This is a genomic window from Streptomyces sp. NPDC058751 (genome assembly GCF_042746485.1).
GTDB lineage: Bacteria > Actinomycetota > Actinomycetes > Streptomycetales > Streptomycetaceae > Streptomyces.
In genome coordinates, this window is record NZ_JBHYPZ010000010.1 from 144,882 (window position 1) to 162,613 (window position 17,732).

Consider the following 17,732-nt stretch of genomic DNA (forward strand, 5'->3'; position numbering starts at 1 on the left):
GAATCGTCGGACAGGCCCCAGGGGAGCGTCAGTTGAGCATCGCCCGTGCCGCGTGGGCCTGTTGGCGGACCCGGGAGGCGGCCGGTTCGTCGACCGCCGCCACCACGTCCGCGTAGGCGTCGAGTTCGGCGGCCCCGGTCAGGAAGTCGCCCCGCTGCACCAGGAGCTGGGCCCGCTCGTACCGCAGCCGCGCCGGGTGCGAGGGCAGCAGCAGGGAGAGCTCCACCGACCACAGGGCCACGTCGGAGCGCTCGGGCCGGGCGGCGGCCCAGGCCCGGACGTTGTTCAGGACGCGCAGGACGACGTCGAGCGGGTCGGCGGGGGCGAGCATCGACGGGTCGAGCGGGGCACCGGTCGCGCCCGCGACGAGGAGCTCGGCGTCGGAGCCGGTCAGCACGCGCCCGCCCTCGAAGGGATCGGCGAGCACCTGCTCCCCGGGCGGTCCGAAGCCCACCACGAAGTGACCGGGCAGCGCCACCCCGTAGACCGGCGCCCCGGCCCGCCGCGCGACCTCCATCCACACCACCGAGAGCAGGATGGGCAGCCCGCGCCGCCGGCGCAGCACCGCGTGCAGCAGGGAGGACTCCAGCCGCTGGTAGTCGCCCGGTGAGCCGTGGTACCCCAGACGCCCGCCGAGGAGCTCCGCGAGAGCGGTCGCCCAGGCCCGGGGGCCGCCCGGACGGAAGGGCAGCCGGCCCGCCAGCTCGTCCAGCTCGATCTGCGCCGCGTCCATGCCGGCGTCGCCCAGGGAACCGTCGGCCGCGGCGCCCACCAGCAGGCACAGCTCCGCCAGGTCGGGCCGCTCGGCCCGCGCCTCCTCGGCGAACCGCCGCCGTACCTCGGCGGCCCGCTCCGGCTCGGGTGGCTGGGGGGAACGCATAGTCGGCTCGTGCCCCGTCACGTCGATCGATACAGCTCGGCACCCGCACCGATGTCACCGGACGGCCCGCGGTAGTGGTGGTACGCGTGGTGCGGGGCGAAGCCCATCCGGGCGTACAGCTCCCGCGCCCCGGCGTTGTCCGCCTCCACCTGGAGCCAGGCCGCCGAGGCGCCCTCCTCCAGGGCCCGGCCCGCCAGCGCGGCCATGACGGCACCGGCGAGACCGCGGCGGCGCATGTCCGGGGCGACCTCCACGGCGGCGAAACCGGCCCAGCGGCCGTCCACCACGCACCGCCCGATCGCCGCCGGAGGCCCGCCCCCGTCACCGGGCACCGTCGCGAACCACACCGAGGGACCGCCGCCCAGCACCTTCAGGGCCGTCTCGCCGACGCCCTTGCGCTGGTAGCGGCCGAGCCACGCCTCGTCGGCCGTGCGGGAGAGCGTCACCCCGGGTGCCTCCCGGTCCGCGACGGGCGCGAGCGCCCCGGTCCACAGTTCGGCGGTCACCTCGCGCGTCCAGCCGCGCGCCTCCAGCTCCGCGCAGAGCAGTTCCTGCGTGCCCTCGGCGCCGGTCGCGGTCTGGACGAAGGCGGGCAGGCCACGGGCCGCGTACCAGTCCCGTACGTACGCGAGCGCCCGGTCCAGGGGCACGCCGGGGTCGCCCAGCGGCAGCACCGAGTTGGCGCGCCGGGTGAACCCGCCCGCCGCCCGCAGCTCCCAGCCGCCGAGCCGCTCGCTCTCCACCGGCGGCCAGGCCCGCGCGGCGACGCGCACCAGCTCCTCGTAGGACGCCGCGGGACCGCGCCGACGGGCCGGGGCCGAGGGCACGACCTTGGCCGCGACCAGCGAGGACTCCGCGATCCGGATCCGCTCACCGGTCCGTCGTGTGATCAGCAGCACGCCGTCGTCCCATGATGTGAGAACACCAACCGTATCGGTGAACTTCTCCACCGTGTCTCCATCGTCGGTCAGGCGCCGCACGGAGACGCGTTTTCCCACGTCAGCGGCGGTGACACGGACCTCCAGGCGGCCGGCGGCAGAGAATTCCACAGGTCAGTTCACCCCTCCTGTTCGGATCATGCCCAAGAACGGAGATACTAGGGGCGGGCATCGACTACGCCGCGCTCCCGCGCGCCAGGCGGCGGAGCCTACGACAGGCCCGCCAGCGCCCTATCGAGGAGGAACGACAGCGTGACCTACGTCATCGCGCAGCCTTGTGTCGACGTCAAGGACAAGGCGTGCATCGAGGAGTGCCCGGTCGACTGCATCTACGAGGGCTCCCGGTCCTTGTACATCCACCCGGACGAATGCGTCGACTGCGGAGCCTGTGAGCCGGTGTGCCCGGTCGAGGCGATCTTCTACGAGGACGACACTCCGGAGGAGTGGAAGGACTACTACAAGGCGAACGTCGAGTTCTTCGACGAGCTCGGCTCGCCCGGCGGCGCCAGCAAGCTCGGTCTGATCGAGCGCGACCACCCCTTCGTCGCCGCGCTGCCGCCGCAGAACCAGTAAGCGGCCCGCTCCCCGCCCAGCGGTAGCCGGGGAAGCGCCGCCTCGGTCCCGCACGGCCTGATCACCGGTTGCCGTGCGGGACCGAGGCGTTTGCGGTGCCCGCCCGCGCGGCGGCCCGTACCCGGTGCACAGGGCGTACGTACGAGAAAGTGAGCCTGATCCCGTGTCCGCAGTCTCCGACCGGCTTCCCGTCTTCCCCTGGGACAAGCTGGAGCCCTTCAAGGCGACCGCCGCAGCTCACCCGGGCGGCATCGTCGACCTGTCCGTCGGCACCCCGGTCGACCCGGTGCCCGAGCTGATCCAGAAAGCCCTGGTCGCCGCCGCGGACTCGCCCGGCTATCCCACGGTGTGGGGCACGCCCGAGCTGCGGGACGCGCTCACGGGCTGGGTGGAGCGGCGGCTCGGGGCGCGGGACGTCACCCACCGGCACGTCCTGCCGGTCGTCGGCTCCAAGGAACTGGTCGCCTGGCTGCCGACCCAGCTCGGCCTCGGCCCCGGCGACAAGGTCGCCTACCCGCGCCTCGCCTACCCGACGTACGAGGTCGGCGCGCGGCTCGCGCGGGCGGAGCACGTGGTCTACGACGACCCGACGGAGCTGGACCCGACGGGCCTGAAGCTGCTGTGGCTGAACTCGCCGTCGAACCCGACCGGCCGGGTGCTGTCCGCCGCGGAGCTCACCCGGATCGTCGCCTGGGCCCGCGAGCACGGCGTCCTCGTCCTCTCCGACGAGTGCTACATCGAGCTGGGCTGGGAGGCCGACCCGGTCTCGGTGCTGCACCCGGACGTGTGCGGCGGCTCCTACGAGGGGATCGTCTCGGTCCACTCGCTGTCCAAGCGCTCGAACCTGGCCGGCTACCGCGCCGCGTTCCTCGCGGGCGACCCCGCCGTCCTCGGCGAGCTCCTCGCGATCCGCAAGCACGGCGGCATGATGACCTCCGCGCCGACCCAGGCCGCCGTGGTCGCCGCGCTCTCGGACGACGCGCACGTCCACGAACAGCGCGAGCGCTACGCCGCCCGCCGCACCGCCCTGCGCGACGCCCTCCTGGGCCACGGGTTCCGCATCGAGCACAGCGAGGCGAGCCTCTACCTCTGGGCGACCCGGGACGAGTCCTGCTGGTCCACGGTGGCCCACCTGGCCGAGCTGGGCATCCTGGTGGCCCCCGGCGACTTCTACGGCGAGGCGGGCGAGAAGTTCGTCCGCGTGGCCCTCACCGCCTCGGACGAGCGGGTGGCGGCGGCGGTGGAACGCCTGAGGTAGTCCTCCCGTCCCGTGGTGCTGCCGCCGACAGCGGAACGGGGGTCCGGGGAAACGAGTTCCCCGGACCCCCGTCGCCGTACGGCGCGTCCCGGACGACAGGCCGCGGACCCCTGCCGTGAACCACGCTCGGTGCCGCGAGCCGTGTTCCGACGGCAGCCGGCAGGCCCTAGGGCCTGTCGTCAAATTCCCGCCTGCCTCGCGACGCCTGGCACGCACTCTCGCCGCACCGGGCGAAAGCCCCAGTACGTCCAGTACGAGGACTTCCGCCCGGCACGCCGAGAGCACGCACCAGACGCCGCGAGGCCGCCCTTCGGGCGACGACGGGAATTTGACGACAGGCCCTAGCCCAGCGGCAGGCCCTGCGGCGGGATCTGCCCCGTGGGCAGGTGGCCCGTGGCCATGGCATCCGTGGGCAGGCTGCTGCCGGGCGCCTTCTTCGCGGTCGCGCCGAGGAGTCCTCCGGCCCGGCCGGCCGTGTCCACGGCCACCTTGCGTGCGACGGGCGTCGTCTTCCCGGCGACCTTGGCGCCGGCCTTGCCCGCGGACGGCAGGGTCTTCCCGACCGCCGCGCCTCCGGACGCGTCGGCGATCCCGGTGACGTGCCGCGTCGCTCCGTCGAGCGTGCGGCCGGTGCCCGCCCCGTCCAGGGCGGTCAGCCCGCCGAGGCCGGGCGCGGCGGGCAGGCCGGGCGCCGCGCAGGCGGAGCCGGCCGCGGCGACCACGGGTGCCGCCCCGGCCGCGACGAGCAGCGCGACACGGGCGATCCGGCGGGTCAGGGGGAGGGACATGGTGCTCCTTGGGCGGAAGGGAACGGGGAAGCGTCCTGCTCGGACGCAGTGACTACCGCTCGAAGTCCGCGAAGGTTGCGGTGCCCCGACGCAAAGAGTTGGCAATGCGTCGCATTATCGGTTGTGGATAAAAGCGGGCAAAAAATACCCGGCCGGACTGCGGGCGCAAGCCCCCTGCCCCTTTGTTCCCAAGGAATTTCACGCACGGGGGAGTGAGGACCCGAAAGCGCGCGCACATCGCCGGACCGCCGGGCCCGCGTCCTTCCCAGGAGTGAGGTCCCGTACTACTGCCCGGTGACGATCCGGACCTCGGACGCCGCCTCCTCCGCCCCCGGACCGCCCTTGTCGTCGGACGTGTGCCACGAGCCCTCGGAGATCCCCGCCGTCCACTCGCGCCCCGCGTACGAGACCCGGTGGATGTGGAGGGCCGAGGAGTTGGCCACGGCCCAGTGCGCCAGCTCCCAGCCGCGGCGGAGCGTCCCGGCCCCGGAGCCGGACCCCTCGCGCACGGGGACGGTCACGGTCCGGTCGGCGGTCCCCGTGGCGGCGGGGGACGGAGAGACCGGGGAGAGGGACGGTTCCGGGGAGTCCGAGGCGGCCGGCGTCGGCGCCGCGGAGGAACCCTCGGCGGCCACGGTGGCGCCCGCCTCCTGGAACAGATCGCGCCCGAAGTCCCGCGCGAGCGCGGCACGCACCGGCGCCGCACCGCCCGCCAGGGTCGCGGCCGGCCGGCCCTGGCAGGTCAGCGTGGCCGCCGCGCGGCCGGTCAGCGCGGCGGCGAGGAGCGTGGCGTCCGGTTCGTGCTTCGCGTACGCCTGCGGGAAGCCGCTGCGCTGCACCCGCTGCGCGGCGACCGTGAGTGGCAGCCGTGAGTAGCCGGGAACCTTGGCCAGGTGCTCGTAGAAGATGTCCGCCGCGTACGTCGGTTCCATGATCTGCTTCTCCGTGCCCCAGCCCTGCGACGGGCGCTGCTGGAACAGGCCGAGGGAGTCCCGGTCGCCGTGCCGGATGTTGCGCAGCCCCGACTCCTGGAGCGCCGTCGCGAGGGCGATGGCCACCGCGCGCTCGGGCATGCCGCGCGAGGTGCCGACCGCCGAGATCGTCGCCGCGTTCACCGCCTGTTCGGGAGTGAACTCGTACGACGCTCCGTCGCCGTTGGCGGAGACGACCTTGCAGCGGGGCGCGCCCGTGCCGCCCGTGAGGTACTGCACACCGAGGTAGCCCGCGACCGCGAGCAGGACCAGGAGGGCCCCTCCGAAACGCAGGAGGCGACGGCGACGGGGCCGGACAGGAGTGGGGGACGGCTCAGACACGCGTACAAGGTACTGGAGAGCGCTGTGGGCGGACCCCTGGGCTGTGGACAACGCGGTCGCGGCCGGGGGATACGACCGCATCCGGCTGCTTTCGGTACCGGCAGACCGGGCGCGCTAGGGTCGTCGCCATGGCCGACACCCCGCTTGACCTCACCCTCGACGCAGCCGTTCTCACCGCGCGGCTCGTCGACTTCCGCTCGGAGAGCGGCACAGAGAAGCCGCTCGCGGACGCGATCGAGATCGCTCTGCGGGCGCTGCCGCATCTCAGGGTCGACCGGTACGGCAACAACGTCGTGGCCCGCACCGAGCTGGGCCGGGCGGAGCGGGTGATTCTCGCCGGGCATATCGACACCGTGCCGATCGCGGACAACGTGCCCTCCCGCCTCGACGAGGACGGCGTGCTGTGGGGCTGCGGCACCTGCGACATGAAGTCGGGCGTCGCCGTCCAGCTCCGTATCGCGGCCACCGTCCCCGAACCCAACCGGGACCTCACCTTCGTCTTCTACGACAACGAGGAGGTCGCGGCCGATCTGAACGGGCTGAAGCACGTGGCCGAGGCCCACCCCGAGTGGCTGCGGGGTGATTTCGCGGTCCTCCTGGAGCCCTCCGACGGACAGGTCGAGGGCGGCTGCCAGGGCACGCTGCGGATGCTGCTGAAGGTCACCGGCGAGCGTGCCCACTCGGCGCGCAGCTGGATGGGCTCGAACGCGATCCACGCAGCCGCCCCGATCCTCGCCCGGCTCGCCGCCTACGAGCCGCGCCGCCCGGTGATCGACGGTCTGGAATACCGCGAGGGCCTGAACGCGGTGAACATCTCGGGCGGGGTCGCGGGCAACGTCATCCCCGACGAGTGCGTGGTGACGGTCAACTTCCGGTTCGCGCCGGACCGGACCGAGCACGAGGCGGTCCTGCACGTCCTGGAGGTGTTCGAGGATTGCGGGGTGGAGGACTTCACCATCGACGACAACGGCAGCGGCGCGCTCCCCGGCCTCTCCCACCCGGCCGCGGCCGCGTTCATCGAGGCGGTCGGGGGCACCCCGCAGCCCAAGTACGGCTGGACGGACGTCTCCCGCTTCAGCGCCCTCGGCATCCCGGCGGTCAACTACGGCCCGGGCAACCCGCACCTGGCGCACAAGCGGGACGAGCGCGTGGAAACGGCCAAGATCCTCGAGGGCGAGCGGCGGCTGCGCGACTGGCTCACCGCCTGAGGCGCGGCGCGTACCCGTCGGCTGTCCGCAGCGGACATGCCCGCGTCCCCCCGTCGTAACCAGCGGAGATCTACGCTGGGCCGGAACGACCTGTCCCCCGCACCGGTTTCGGCCGGGGCGGGGGAGATCCGTACGCGGAGGGAGTGGACATGGCTACTGGCGACCCGAGGGGCAAGAAGCGGCCACCGGACGAGCAGCGGCTGGGCCCGGTGCTGCGCAGGCGGGACCAGGTTCAGGCGAGCACCACCGACCAGCGGCTGCTGGACGCGGGCGGTCCCTCGGACTGGGTGCACACCGATCCCTGGCGTGTTCTGCGCATCCAGTCGGAGTTCATCGAGGGCTTCGGGACGCTGGCCGAACTCCCGGCCGCGATCAGCGTGTTCGGCTCGGCGCGGACCCCGGTCGACTCGCCCGAGTACGAGGCGGGCGTCGCCCTCGGCCGGGGGCTGGTCGACGCCGGGTTCGCGGTGATCACCGGTGGCGGACCGGGTGCCATGGAGGCGGCCAACAAGGGCGCCCTGGAGGCGAAGGGCATCTCCGTCGGCCTCGGCATCGAGCTCCCCTTCGAGCAGGGGCTGAACCCGTACGTCGACATCGGCCTGAACTTCCGCTACTTCTTCGTCCGGAAGATGATGTTCGTCAAGTACGCGCAGGGGTTCGTGGTCCTGCCCGGCGGCCTCGGCACCCTCGACGAACTCTTCGAGGCGCTCACGCTGGTGCAGACCCAGAAGGTCACCCGCTTCCCCATCGTGCTGTTCGGCACCGAGTACTGGGGCGGGCTCGTGGACTGGCTCAAGAACACCCTCGTCGCCCAGGGCAAGGCCGCCGAGAAGGACCTGCTGCTGTTCCACGTGACCGACGACGTGGACGAGGCGGTCGCCCTGGTGTCGAAGGAGGCCGGCCGCTAGGGCTTCACGAGGGGCACGGGGCGTCACGAGGGGCACGGGAGGGCCGGGGATCCGGTTCCCCTCCCGTGCCCCTCGCGTGCTCCGGGTGCTACGCCAGTCCGCGCCGGGCCACCGTCGGCGGGCGGTGCCCGGCGATCGACGCCACCATGTCCAGCACCTGACGGGTCTCCGCGACCTCGTGGACGCGGTACACCTGCGCGCCCAGCCACGCCGACACGGCGGTCGTCGCCAGCGTCCCGAGGACCCGCTCCTTGACCGGCTTGTCGAGCGTCTCGCCGACGAAGTCCTTGTTGGAGAGGGACACGAGGACCGGCCACCCGGTGGAGACCATCTCCCCGAGCCGCCGCGTCGCCTCCAGGCTGTGCCGGGTGTTCTTCCCGAAGTCGTGTCCCGGATCGATGAGCACCGACTCGCGGGGCACCCCGAGGGCGACCGCGCGCTCCGCGAGCCCGAGCGTGACCCGCAGGATGTCCGCCATCACGTCGTCGTAGGCGACCCGGTGCGGACGCGTCCGCGGCTCGGACTCCCCGGCGTGCGTGCACACGAGCCCCACCCGGTATCGGGCGGCCACCTCGGCCAGCCGGGGATCGACCCCGCCCCAGGCGTCGTTGAGCAGGTCGGCACCGGCCTCGCAGACCGCCTCGCCGACCTCGTGCCGCCAGGTGTCGACGCTGATGACCACGTCGGGGAAGCGGCGGCGCACCTCGGCGACGAAGCCGACCGTCCGGCGCGCCTCCTCCTCGGCGGTGACCTCCTCGCCCGGCCCGGCCTTGACCCCGCCGATGTCGATGATGGCGGCGCCCTCGGCCACCGCCTGCTCCACGCGCGCGAGAGCGGGCTCGTCGCGGAAGGTGGCCCCCTGGTCGTAGAAGGAGTCCGGGGTCCGGTTCACGATCGCCATGATCACCGGCTCGTGCGCGCCGAATTCGCGCCTGCCCAGCCTGAGCATCCCCTGTGACCTCTCCCAGTCAGTCGTACCGACAAGCCGCCTGCGACCTTAGCTGTCACACTCGCATGGCACGATCGGAGCCTGACACCCGGACAGCGTCAGACTGTTTTCGTCAGCACCAGTAAGCACCAGTACTTTCGCGCCGGCGCGACCAGCGCCGGCACCAGAGCGTGGGGACCTCAGCGATGTTCATGTTCTTGTTCCTGGTCGTCGCCCTCGCCGTCGTGGTCGCCGCGGTGACCCTGTCCGTGGTGGGCGGCGGTGAGAGCACGCCACTTCCCGACGCCGAGCCCGAACGGCTGCGCGATCCGCTGCCGTACGACCGTCCGGTGCACAAGGCCGACGTGGACGCCCTGCGCTTCGCCGTCACCGCGCGCGGCTACCGCATGTCGGACGTCGACGACGCGCTGGGCCGTCTGGGCGCCGAGATCGGCGAGCGGGACGCCCGGATCGCCGACCTGGAGGCCGAGCTCGCGGGGGCCCGCGCGGCGAGCGGCACCACCTCGCTGCGCAAGCACCCCGAGGACGAGCGGTGAGCGGCGCCCTGGCCGGACCCGACGGCGTGCTGCGCTGTCCCTGGGCGCTGTCCGCCGAGGACTACGTGACGTACCACGACGAGGAGTGGGGCAGGCCCGTCCGCGGCGACGACGCCCTCTACGAGCGGCTGTGCCTGGAGGCCTTCCAGTCGGGGCTGTCCTGGATCACGATCCTGCGCCGCCGCTCCGGCTTCCGCGCGGCCTTCGCGGACTTCGAGATCGCCAAGGTCGCCCTGTTCACGGAGGCCGACGAGGAACGCCTGCTCGCCGACCCGGGGATCATCCGCAACGGCGCCAAGATCCGGGCGACCGTCGCCAACGCGCGCGTGCTGGCCGAGTGGGCCCCGGGCGAGCTGGACGAGCTCGTCTGGTCCTTCGCCCCCGACCACGCCTCGCGGCCCGCCCCCGAGAAGCTCTCCGACGTACCGGCCGTCACCGACGGGTCGACCGCCCTGTCCAAGGCGCTCAAGAAGCGCGGCATCCACTTCGTGGGCCCGACGACGGCGTACGCCCTGATGCAGGCGTGCGGGCTGGTGAACGACCACCTGGCCGACTGCGCCGCGCGCGACGCCGGCTGACCGGGACGCGCCCGGCGGCCCGGGGGCCCCCGCCGCGGACCGCACGGTCCGCGGCGGGGCCCCGGACGGTCAGCGCCCCAGGTACTTGGGCTTCTCCTTGTTCACGAACGCCTGGACCGCGATGGCGTGGTCCTCGGAGGCACCGGCCCGTCCCTGGAGCTCGTCCTCCTTCTCCAGGGTTTCCTCCAGCGAGTGGGTGAGCCCGAAGGCGACGGACTCCTTCAGCGCGGCGTACGCCAGCGTCGGTCCGGCGGCCAGCGCCCGCGCCACCTTCTCCGCCTCGGCACGCACCTCGCCGACCGGAACCAGCCGGTTCGCGATGCCCAGCTCGTACGCCTCCTGGGCGCTGATGCTGCGCGGGAAGAGCAGCAGGTCGGTGGCACGGCTCGGGCCGATCACCCGGGGCAGCGTCCAGGAGATCCCGGAGTCGGCGGTCAGCGCGACACCGGCGAAGGACGTGTTGAAGGCGGCCGTGTCGGCGACGACGCGGTAGTCCGCGGCGAGCGCGAAACCGAACCCGGCCCCGGCCGCGACACCGTTGACCCCGGCCACCACGGGCTTCGCGGCGCCGGTGAGCGCCCGCACGATGGGGTTGTAGTGCTCGCGCACGGTGCGCATCGTCCCGCCCGACCCCGACCCCGACCCCGACTCGCGGTCGGCGGCCAGCAGTCCGATGTGCTCCTTGAGGTCCTGGCCCACGCAGAACGCCCGGTCGCCGGCCGCGGTCAGCAGGATCGCCCGTACCGCGTCGTCCGAGGCGGCGGCCTGCGCCGCGTCCCGGAGGGCGACCTTGGTCTCGACGTTCATCGCGTTCATCGCCTCGGGGCGGTTCAGGGTGATCGTCGCCAGTCCGTCGCTCACCTCGTAGAGCACGGTGTCGGCCATGGTGGGTTCCTTCCGGGGGTCGCGGCTTGTCGTACCGGCCGGTACGTCCTGTGTCCGATGACAGCATGGCGGAGATCACCGGCGGGGTCGCGGGACATACATGTGACCTGCATCAAAGAATTCCCCGCGACGGGAGTCGATGCGGCGGCGAAGTATCGCAGCCACATCGCCGAATTGGGTGGTTTTGCTCAAGCGCGTTGCGCAAGCGATGCCGACTGATGTTGGTCATCGGGTCCTGAGATGCGAGATAATGGCCTGGAAGCAATGTGTTCGATGCCGGTGACGCGTGTCCTATGAAGGGGACGTGCGTGCCCTCCGAGGGGGCCGTCGGCGACGATGAGCTGGTTTCAGGAAGGGGAACGAGCATGGCGGCCATGAAGCCGCGGACGGGCGATGGCCCGCTCGAGGTGACCAAGGAGGGGCGGGGCATCGTCATGCGCGTTCCGCTCGAAGGCGGCGGTCGGCTCGTCGTCGAGCTGACCCCTGACGAGGCCGACGCGCTCGGCGACGCCCTCAAGAAGGTCGTCGGCTGACGCGGAACGCGACCCATACCTCTTTCGGCTTCCCCGGTACCGCACACGGTGCCGGGGAAGCCGCTTTTCCGGTCGTACGGCAACGCCGCGTCGTACGGCACCGCCGCTCCGGGCGGCCGACGGGGACCTGCGGGGTCAGCGTTTGACCGCGCACAGCAGGCCGTCGCCGACCGGCAGCAGCGACGGCACCAGCTCCTGGCTCTCGCGCACCGCGCGCAGCAGCTCGCGCAGCCGGGCCACCTCGACCGGCTGCGGTCCCGAGTCCACGGTGCGGCCGTCCGCGAAGACGCCCTCGAAGGCGACGAGCCCGCCCGGCCGCAGCAGGCGCAACGATTCAGCGAGGTAGTCCAGGCACTCCAGCCGGTCGCCGTCGCAGAACACGAGGTCGTATCCGGCGTCCGCGAGACGGGGCAGGACCTCCAGCGCGCGGCCCGGGATGAAGCGTGCCCGGTTGCTGGCGAAACCGGCGGCGCGGAAGGCCTGGCGGGCGAACTGCTGGCGCTCCGGTTCCGGATCCACCGTGGTCAGTACCCCGTCCGGCCGCATGCCGTGCAGAAGATGGATTCCGGAGACACCGGTCCCGGTGCCGATCTCGGCGACGGCCTTCGCGTCCACGGTGGCGGCGAGCAGGCGCAGCGCGGCACCCGTGCCGGGCGTGACCGAGCGCAGGCCCACCTCGTGGGCCCGGTCCCGCGCCCAGCGCAGCGCCTCGTCCTCGGCGACAAAGGCGTCGGCGAACGCCGCCCAGCTCGTCTGCCGGTTGCCGGTAATGACCCTCTCCTGTCCCCGTGGTTGCCTGGGCGTGACTGTATCCGCTGGGGCCGGGAACCTGCGGATGGGACCGGGCGTTTAGAGGGGTGGGAGAACCGAGCGGGGGGAAGTCGATGAGCCGGTACACGGAGCGGGGCGGCGGGCGGACGCCGGCGCGGCCATATGGGCCCGTATCAAATTCCCGTAAAACCGCTTATCCGGAGCTAACGGGCGAGGTGGCTATGGTAGGGGCTCCACTGGACACCACCAGAGCCGACAGGGGAGGTGCGGCTGCGCCTGTGGATCGGGGAGGAGTGCTGCGGCGCCTGCTCAGATCGACCGGCGAGCCGAAATCCGTGACCGACAACGCTGACCAGCTTCCCGCTGCCGCCCCGGCGCAGACCGCGACGTTCACCACCGACGCGGAGGCGCAGGCATGGACTCCGCCCACCTGGGAGGAGATCGTCAGCACGCACAGCGGTCGCGTCTACCGTCTCGCCTACCGCCTCACGGGCAACCAGCACGACGCCGAGGACCTCACCCAGGAGGTCTTCGTCCGCGTCTTCCGCTCGCTGTCGACCTACACGCCGGGCACCTTCGAGGGCTGGCTGCACCGCATCACCACGAACCTCTTCCTCGACATGGTGCGGCGCAAGCAGCGCATCCGCTTCGACGCCCTCGGCGACGACGCGGCCGAGCGGCTGCCCAGCCGTGAGCCCTCACCGCAGCAGGTCTTCAACGACGCGCACTTCGACGCCGACGTCCAGCAGGCGCTGGACACCCTCGCGCCCGAGTTCCGCGCCGCCGTCGTCCTGTGCGACATCGAGGGGCTGTCCTACGAGGAGATCGCCGCGACCCTGGGCGTCAAGCTCGGCACGGTCCGCTCCCGGATCCACCGCGGCCGCTCCCAGCTCCGCAAGGCCCTGGCACACCGGTCTCCCGAGGCCCGCGCCGAGCGTCGCTCGTTCGCGGCCCGTGTGCCCGTGCTGGGGGGAGGGGGCGCGAGCACGTGAGTGGAATCCGTCCCACCCCTGCCGAGCAGCACCTCGGGGACCGACTCTCCGCCCTGGTGGACGGAGAGCTCGGTCATGAGTCGCGCGACCGCGTCCTGGCCCACCTCGCCACCTGCGCCAAGTGCAAGGCCGAGGCCGACGCCCAGCGCCGACTGAAGAACGTCTTCGCGGAAGCGGCCCCGCCGCCGCCCTCCGAGAGCTTCCTCGCCCGTCTCCAGGGGCTTCCCGGGGGAGGCGACTCCGACAGCCCGCGACTGAACGGCGGCAGCTTCGGCTCCGGACTGCCCGGCACTTTCGGGGGACGGGGCGAGACCTTCGGTTACGCGCCGGCCGGACCGCACGCCGACGTGCTGCCCTCCGTCCCGGGGCGCGGCTTCCGCATCCATGACGTCAGCCGTCACGACGCCGACCGGCCCGCCTCGCGCGGGCTGCGGTTCGCCTTCGTCGCCGCGGGCGCGGTGTCGCTCGCGGCCGTCGCGCTCGGCGGGGTGACCACCGGTATGCCCGGGGACACGGACGCGCGCGGAGGTAGCGGCTCCGGGAGCAATGTGACGCCGTCCCGGCCCCAGGGCACGGGAGCGACCTCGGCCTCCGAGTCGCAGCGCCGCCGCTCCGTCGGACCGCTGCTCCCCCAGGGCGAGCGGTCGCTCGGCAACGGTCCGGTGGCACCGACCGCGGTGTCCGCCCCGCTGCTGCCCGGAGTCCCCGCTCCGGTGGGCCGCGTCCAGGACGCCGTGCACGCGCTGACGACACCGGTGGTCGCCGGTGCCGCCGCGACGTCCCCGCTCATACGCCCCCTCACCGACGTCCAGCCGCTCGTGCCGACCCCGGCTCCGGGGCTGTCGGCCGCCCCCGCCGTGACACCGTCCCCCTCTTCGTCCCCGTCCTCCGCCCCTCGTCACACCCGCTGACACCGCCCTCTGCGCGCCGGCCCGGGAACCTGGTTGAATCCGGGGTGGGCCGCGTCCGCGGGAGGGATCACGGACGCGGAGTCGACAAGTCCGTGGTGGCTCATCGGCGCGTTGTGCCGCGGGCCAGGTGTGGGGAGAGCATGAACGAGGGCAGGCCCACGAAGGCGAAGTGGTGGAGTCGACCCCGGTCCGAGGCCGTGGGAGCGGACACCGGACCGGCTCACCTCGCGGAAACGGGTCCGGCCCATCCCGCCGACGCTTACCGGAGCACCGAGGGCGGTGCGGAGCCGGGCGTGCCCGGGGCGCGGACGCAGCCGGGAGGAGCCCGCCCGGGCGACACCGGGGGCGACTACGAACTGGAGCGGCCGGCGGCCGTTCCCCGCCCCGCCCGGGCGGACTCCGCCACCGGCCCTGTGCCCGCGTCCCCGGCCGACGGCCGAGCCGGCTCCGAGCCCGCCACCACGGCCGCGCCTCACGTCGGCGCGGGGGCCGAGGACGGCGGGGAACGATCCGCCGACACCGGCGGTGGTGCCGACGGTGCTCGTGATGCCGACGGTGCTCGTGACGCCGACGACGACCGTGACCGCGGCACCGGCAGCGGCCATGGCGCTGGCACCGGCTCCGGCCGTGGCACCGGCAGCGGTCCTGACGGTGACCAGGGTGACGGCGGGGACTTCGTGCTCCAGCGGCCCGGTTCGCCGCGGCCCGAGCCCCTGCACGCCCCCGACCCCTACGGCACGCCGCCCTACGGCCACCCCGGCCCCTGGGCGCCCGCCCCGCCGGTCCAGCACCCCGCCGGGCCCCCCGCCACTCCCGCCCCGGCCGACTCCGCCGCCCCGGCCGATCCCGCCGGGCCCGTCGAGCCGGTCGCGCCCGTGGAGTCACCCGCCCCCGATCCCTGGCGGAACTACGACCCCTGGGCCGTGACCGGAGATCCGCAGCAGCACGGTGACCTCCGGCCAAGCGGCTCCTTCCAGCAGAACGGCATCGCCGTGCCCACCGTGGCGGAGCGGCGCAGGAGGGCGAGGAAGTCCCTGGCGGCCGCCGCCGTCGTGCTCGCGCTGGTGTCCGGGAGCGTGGGCGGCGCCGTGGGGGTGTACCTGGAGCGGAACGGGGGACTGACGGACATCGAGCTGCCCCAGGCCGCCAAGGAGGCCCCGGGACGCGCCCCGGACAGCGTCGCCGGGATCGCGGCGCACGCGCTGCCCAGCGTCGTCACCCTGCACGTCCACGGGAGCGAGGAGGACGGCACCGGCACCGGCTTCGTGCTCGACGGCGACGGACACATCCTCACCAACAACCACGTGATCGAACCCGCCGGCGGCAGCGGCACGATCACCGTGACGTTCAGCGGCGGCGAGACCGCGAAGGCGGAGGTCGTCGGGCACGACAGCGGCTACGACCTCGCCGTGGTCAAGGTCTCGGGGGTGCACGGCCTGTCCCCGATGCCGCTGGGCAACTCGGACAGCGTCCAGGTCGGCGATCCCGTCGTCGCGATCGGCGCGCCCTTCGACCTCGCCAACACGGTCACCTCGGGGATCATCAGCGCCAAGGGCCGGCCCATCACGGCGGGCGGCGAGAAGGGCGACGGCACCGACGTCTCGTACGTGGACGCGCTCCAGACCGACGCGCCGATCAACCCCGGCAACTCGGGCGGGCCACTGCTCGACTCCCGGGCCCGTGTCATCGGCATCAACAGCGCCATCCGCTCCGCCGACAGCGGTTCCGTCCTGGGGACCGGTCAGGCCGGTTCCATAGGGCTCGGCTTCGCCATCCCGGTCAACCAGGCCAAGCGCGTCGCCGAGGAACTCATCAACACCGGCAAGGCCACGCACCCCGTGATCGGTGTCACACTCGACATGAACTACACGGGTGACGGCGCGCGGGTCGGCACCAAGGCCGCCGGGGGCGGCGCGTCCGTCACGGCCGGCGGTCCCGGTGCCAGGGCGGGCATCAGGGCCGGCGACGTCATCACCGAGGTCGACGGCACGCGCGTCCACTCCGGCGAGGAACTCATCGTGAAGACCCGCGCCCACCGGCCCGGCGACCGCCTCCGGCTGACCGTCAGGCGGGGCGGCGCGGACAGGACGATCACCCTGGTCCTCGGCTCGGCGGACGGGGGCTGAGGGGCGCGGACGCCGGGTCCGCGAGTGACGCGAACCTCACAGCCGGGTACGCCGCCGCGGCTCCGGACGGCGGACGCCGGGGAAAACCCGTGGGGCGCCCGGAGCGGGGAACCCCGGGACAGTTCCGGACGGACGGGAACGGCGGGTACGGTTGGACGCGGCCCGGACCGCGGAAGACTCCCGAGGGCCGAGGACCGAGGGCATCGCGAGGAGCTATCAGGTGTTCAATGACGTAGGACTGCTCGAGCTGGTGACGCTGATCGTCCTGGCCGTGCTCGTCTTCGGTCCCGACAAGCTTCCGAAGGTGATCCAGGACGTCACGCGCACGATCCGCAAGATCCGTGATTTCTCGGAGAGCGCCAAGGCGGACATCCGTCATGAACTCGGCCCGGAGTTCAAGGACTTCGAGTTCGAGGACCTCAACCCCAAGACGTTCATCCGCAAGCAGTTGGAGAACGACGAGCTGGGGCTCAAGGAGATCCGCAACGGCTTCGACCTGAAGAAGGAGATGGCCGAGGTCACGGACGCCGTGCACGGCCGCGAGTCGGAGTCCTCCACGGCGGGCGGGTCCGCCAACGGCACGGCCGGCGGTTCCGTCGACATGACGAAGAAGCGCGAGAAGCTCGACGCCGGCGAGCACCCGCCCTACGACGCCGACGCCACCTGATCTCCGCAGGACGCCGTCCGATCCCGTACGGAGTACCGCTCCGCGGTGCCTCGTAGGGGCCCCGCGCGGTCCGAATACGCCGTTCGCGCACCTTACGCGCCGGGCGCTTTCGCCGCCGCCCGGAGCGGGGTGGCTATGCTGCCCAGTTGTTGTGCGGACCGACAAGGTCGCCCGAGGGGGGTGGGCCGCCCGGTCCGACGTAGAGCGAGGAGGCGTCCGGCAGATGGAGACGACAAGTCGGGTAGGCGCGCAGGCGCCGGCCGCGGAGGGCGGACAACAGGTCCCCTCCGCCCGGCGTACGGTCGACGGCTACCTGCTGGCGCCCTTTCCCTGGTACGGCCTCGACGAGGCGTTCACGGGGCCGCGCTGGCTGATGCAGGTGGGCACCTCCGCGGACGGCGTGGTCGAGCACGGTTCGGTGGGGCACGGGGACGAGCCCTCGGTGCGCCCCGAGCCCGGCGAGGACAAGGAGCGGTTCGCGGTGGTGGTCACCGTGGCCGCCAACCCCGACCGGCGCAGCGCGGACGGCACGGGACTGCTGGAGGCCACCTCGGTGTCCTCGGCGGCGTGGCTGGCCGGTGTGGGGCTGCTGTCCTTCACCTGGCCCGGCCAGATGGACCACTCCCTGCGCGACGACTGGCTGGACCAGCAGACCGAGACCGCGTGGGTGCTGGCCGACGACCTGGACGGCCCGGACTGGTCCACCCTGTCCCTGCCCGTGGACGGCGTACCCACGCCCTTCCACTACCGCGAGTCCGAGTTCGGCTGGGTCCTCGCGGGTTCCACCCCGGAGGGCGTCCACGTGGGCGCGTACGGGCGCGGGATGAGCGCGTACGGGCTCGGCTTCGCGACGATCAAGGACATCGCGGCGTACGACAGGCCCTAGGGCCCTGACGGCGGCCGCGAGGCTCCGGGGGC

At 73.0% G+C, this 17,732-nt stretch carries 19 protein-coding genes; 12 read left to right on the top strand and 7 right to left on the bottom strand.

Annotation, left to right across the window (positions count from 1 at the left end):
* Window positions 1-28: 28 nt before the first annotated feature.
* Together ACFW6B_RS12475 and ACFW6B_RS12480 are read right to left on the bottom strand one after the other, a co-directional pair.
* Complete coding sequence (locus tag ACFW6B_RS12475) at window positions 29-880, bottom strand: tetratricopeptide repeat protein (protein ID WP_386594914.1); 852 nt, start codon at window positions 878-880, stop codon at window positions 29-31.
* 17 nt (window positions 881-897) lie between these two features.
* A complete protein-coding gene (locus ACFW6B_RS12480; protein ID WP_386594916.1) occupies window positions 898-1,929 on the bottom strand; it encodes a GNAT family N-acetyltransferase in 1,032 nt (343 codons plus the stop codon).
* 141 nt (window positions 1,930-2,070) lie between these two features.
* Here ACFW6B_RS12480 and fdxA point away from each other — a divergent pair, with 141 nt between their 5' ends.
* On the top strand, window positions 2,071-2,391 hold the full coding sequence (gene fdxA / locus ACFW6B_RS12485; RefSeq protein WP_019058397.1) for a ferredoxin: 321 nt from the start codon (window positions 2,071-2,073) through the stop codon (window positions 2,389-2,391).
* A gap of 163 nt (window positions 2,392-2,554) precedes the next feature.
* Entirely contained in the window at window positions 2,555-3,649 is a 1,095-nt protein-coding gene (locus ACFW6B_RS12490; protein ID WP_386594918.1) for a bifunctional succinyldiaminopimelate transaminase/glutamate-prephenate aminotransferase, read from the top strand.
* 341 nt (window positions 3,650-3,990) lie between these two features.
* On the opposite strand, the gene ACFW6B_RS12495 is transcribed toward ACFW6B_RS12490, so the two are convergent.
* Window positions 3,991-4,437, bottom strand: coding sequence for an ATP-binding protein (locus tag ACFW6B_RS12495; RefSeq protein ID WP_386594920.1), 447 nt, complete (start codon window positions 4,435-4,437; stop codon window positions 3,991-3,993).
* A gap of 284 nt (window positions 4,438-4,721) precedes the next feature.
* Window positions 4,722-5,750, bottom strand: coding sequence for a heavy metal transporter (locus ACFW6B_RS12500; protein WP_386594921.1), 1,029 nt, complete (start codon window positions 5,748-5,750; stop codon window positions 4,722-4,724).
* A gap of 128 nt (window positions 5,751-5,878) precedes the next feature.
* Here ACFW6B_RS12500 and dapE point away from each other — a divergent pair, with 128 nt between their 5' ends.
* A complete protein-coding gene (gene dapE / locus ACFW6B_RS12505) occupies window positions 5,879-6,958 on the top strand; it encodes a succinyl-diaminopimelate desuccinylase (RefSeq protein ID WP_386594923.1) in 1,080 nt (359 codons plus the stop codon).
* 149 nt (window positions 6,959-7,107) lie between these two features.
* Window positions 7,108-7,866 carry a TIGR00730 family Rossman fold protein gene (locus ACFW6B_RS12510; protein WP_386594926.1) on the top strand — a complete coding sequence of 253 codons (759 nt, stop codon included), beginning with the start codon at window positions 7,108-7,110 and terminating at the stop codon, window positions 7,864-7,866.
* Between the two features lie 88 nt (window positions 7,867-7,954).
* Here the strand turns inward: ACFW6B_RS12510 and folP are convergent, their stop codons facing one another.
* On the bottom strand, window positions 7,955-8,815 hold the full coding sequence (gene folP, locus ACFW6B_RS12515) for a dihydropteroate synthase (RefSeq protein WP_386594928.1): 861 nt from the start codon (window positions 8,813-8,815) through the stop codon (window positions 7,955-7,957).
* Between the two features lie 185 nt (window positions 8,816-9,000).
* Between folP and ACFW6B_RS12520 the strand changes: the two genes are divergently transcribed.
* Window positions 9,001-9,351 (top strand): DivIVA domain-containing protein, encoded by a 351-nt coding sequence (locus tag ACFW6B_RS12520; protein WP_386594930.1) that lies wholly within the window; start codon window positions 9,001-9,003, stop codon window positions 9,349-9,351.
* On the top strand, window positions 9,348-9,929 hold the full coding sequence (locus ACFW6B_RS12525; protein WP_386594932.1) for a DNA-3-methyladenine glycosylase I: 582 nt from the start codon (window positions 9,348-9,350) through the stop codon (window positions 9,927-9,929). Before ACFW6B_RS12520 ends, ACFW6B_RS12525 begins: the two co-directional genes overlap by 4 nt.
* Window positions 9,930-9,998: 69 nt before the next feature.
* On the opposite strand, the gene ACFW6B_RS12530 is transcribed toward ACFW6B_RS12525, so the two are convergent.
* A complete protein-coding gene (locus tag ACFW6B_RS12530) occupies window positions 9,999-10,814 on the bottom strand; it encodes an enoyl-CoA hydratase/isomerase family protein (RefSeq protein WP_386594934.1) in 816 nt (271 codons plus the stop codon).
* Window positions 10,815-11,179: 365 nt separating this feature from the next.
* Here ACFW6B_RS12530 and ACFW6B_RS12535 point away from each other — a divergent pair, with 365 nt between their 5' ends.
* Complete coding sequence (locus ACFW6B_RS12535; RefSeq protein ID WP_003966491.1) at window positions 11,180-11,347, top strand: DUF3117 domain-containing protein; 168 nt, start codon at window positions 11,180-11,182, stop codon at window positions 11,345-11,347.
* A 135-nt stretch (window positions 11,348-11,482) separates the two neighbouring features.
* Here the strand turns inward: ACFW6B_RS12535 and ACFW6B_RS12540 are convergent, their stop codons facing one another.
* Window positions 11,483-12,184 (bottom strand): O-methyltransferase, encoded by a 702-nt coding sequence (locus ACFW6B_RS12540; RefSeq protein ID WP_386595024.1) that lies wholly within the window; start codon window positions 12,182-12,184, stop codon window positions 11,483-11,485.
* A gap of 227 nt (window positions 12,185-12,411) precedes the next feature.
* Between ACFW6B_RS12540 and sigE the strand changes: the two genes are divergently transcribed.
* The 5 genes from sigE (at window position 12,412) to ACFW6B_RS12565 (ending at window position 17,700) form a co-directional block, all read left to right on the top strand.
* Entirely contained in the window at window positions 12,412-13,110 is a 699-nt protein-coding gene (gene sigE, locus ACFW6B_RS12545) for an RNA polymerase sigma factor SigE (protein ID WP_386595026.1), read from the top strand.
* Complete coding sequence (locus ACFW6B_RS12550) at window positions 13,107-14,021, top strand: anti-sigma factor family protein (protein ID WP_386594936.1); 915 nt, start codon at window positions 13,107-13,109, stop codon at window positions 14,019-14,021. Before sigE ends, ACFW6B_RS12550 begins: the two co-directional genes overlap by 4 nt.
* Window positions 14,022-14,161: 140 nt before the next feature.
* Window positions 14,162-16,147: a trypsin-like peptidase domain-containing protein gene (locus tag ACFW6B_RS12555; protein WP_386594938.1), complete on the top strand. Its 1,986-nt coding sequence runs from the start codon at window positions 14,162-14,164 to the stop codon at window positions 16,145-16,147.
* A 220-nt stretch (window positions 16,148-16,367) separates the two neighbouring features.
* Window positions 16,368-16,814 (top strand): sec-independent translocase, encoded by a 447-nt coding sequence (locus ACFW6B_RS12560; protein WP_386594940.1) that lies wholly within the window; start codon window positions 16,368-16,370, stop codon window positions 16,812-16,814.
* A 223-nt stretch (window positions 16,815-17,037) separates the two neighbouring features.
* Window positions 17,038-17,700: a hypothetical protein gene (locus ACFW6B_RS12565; RefSeq protein ID WP_386594943.1), complete on the top strand. Its 663-nt coding sequence runs from the start codon at window positions 17,038-17,040 to the stop codon at window positions 17,698-17,700.
* The last annotated feature ends 32 nt before the right edge of the window (window positions 17,701-17,732 follow it).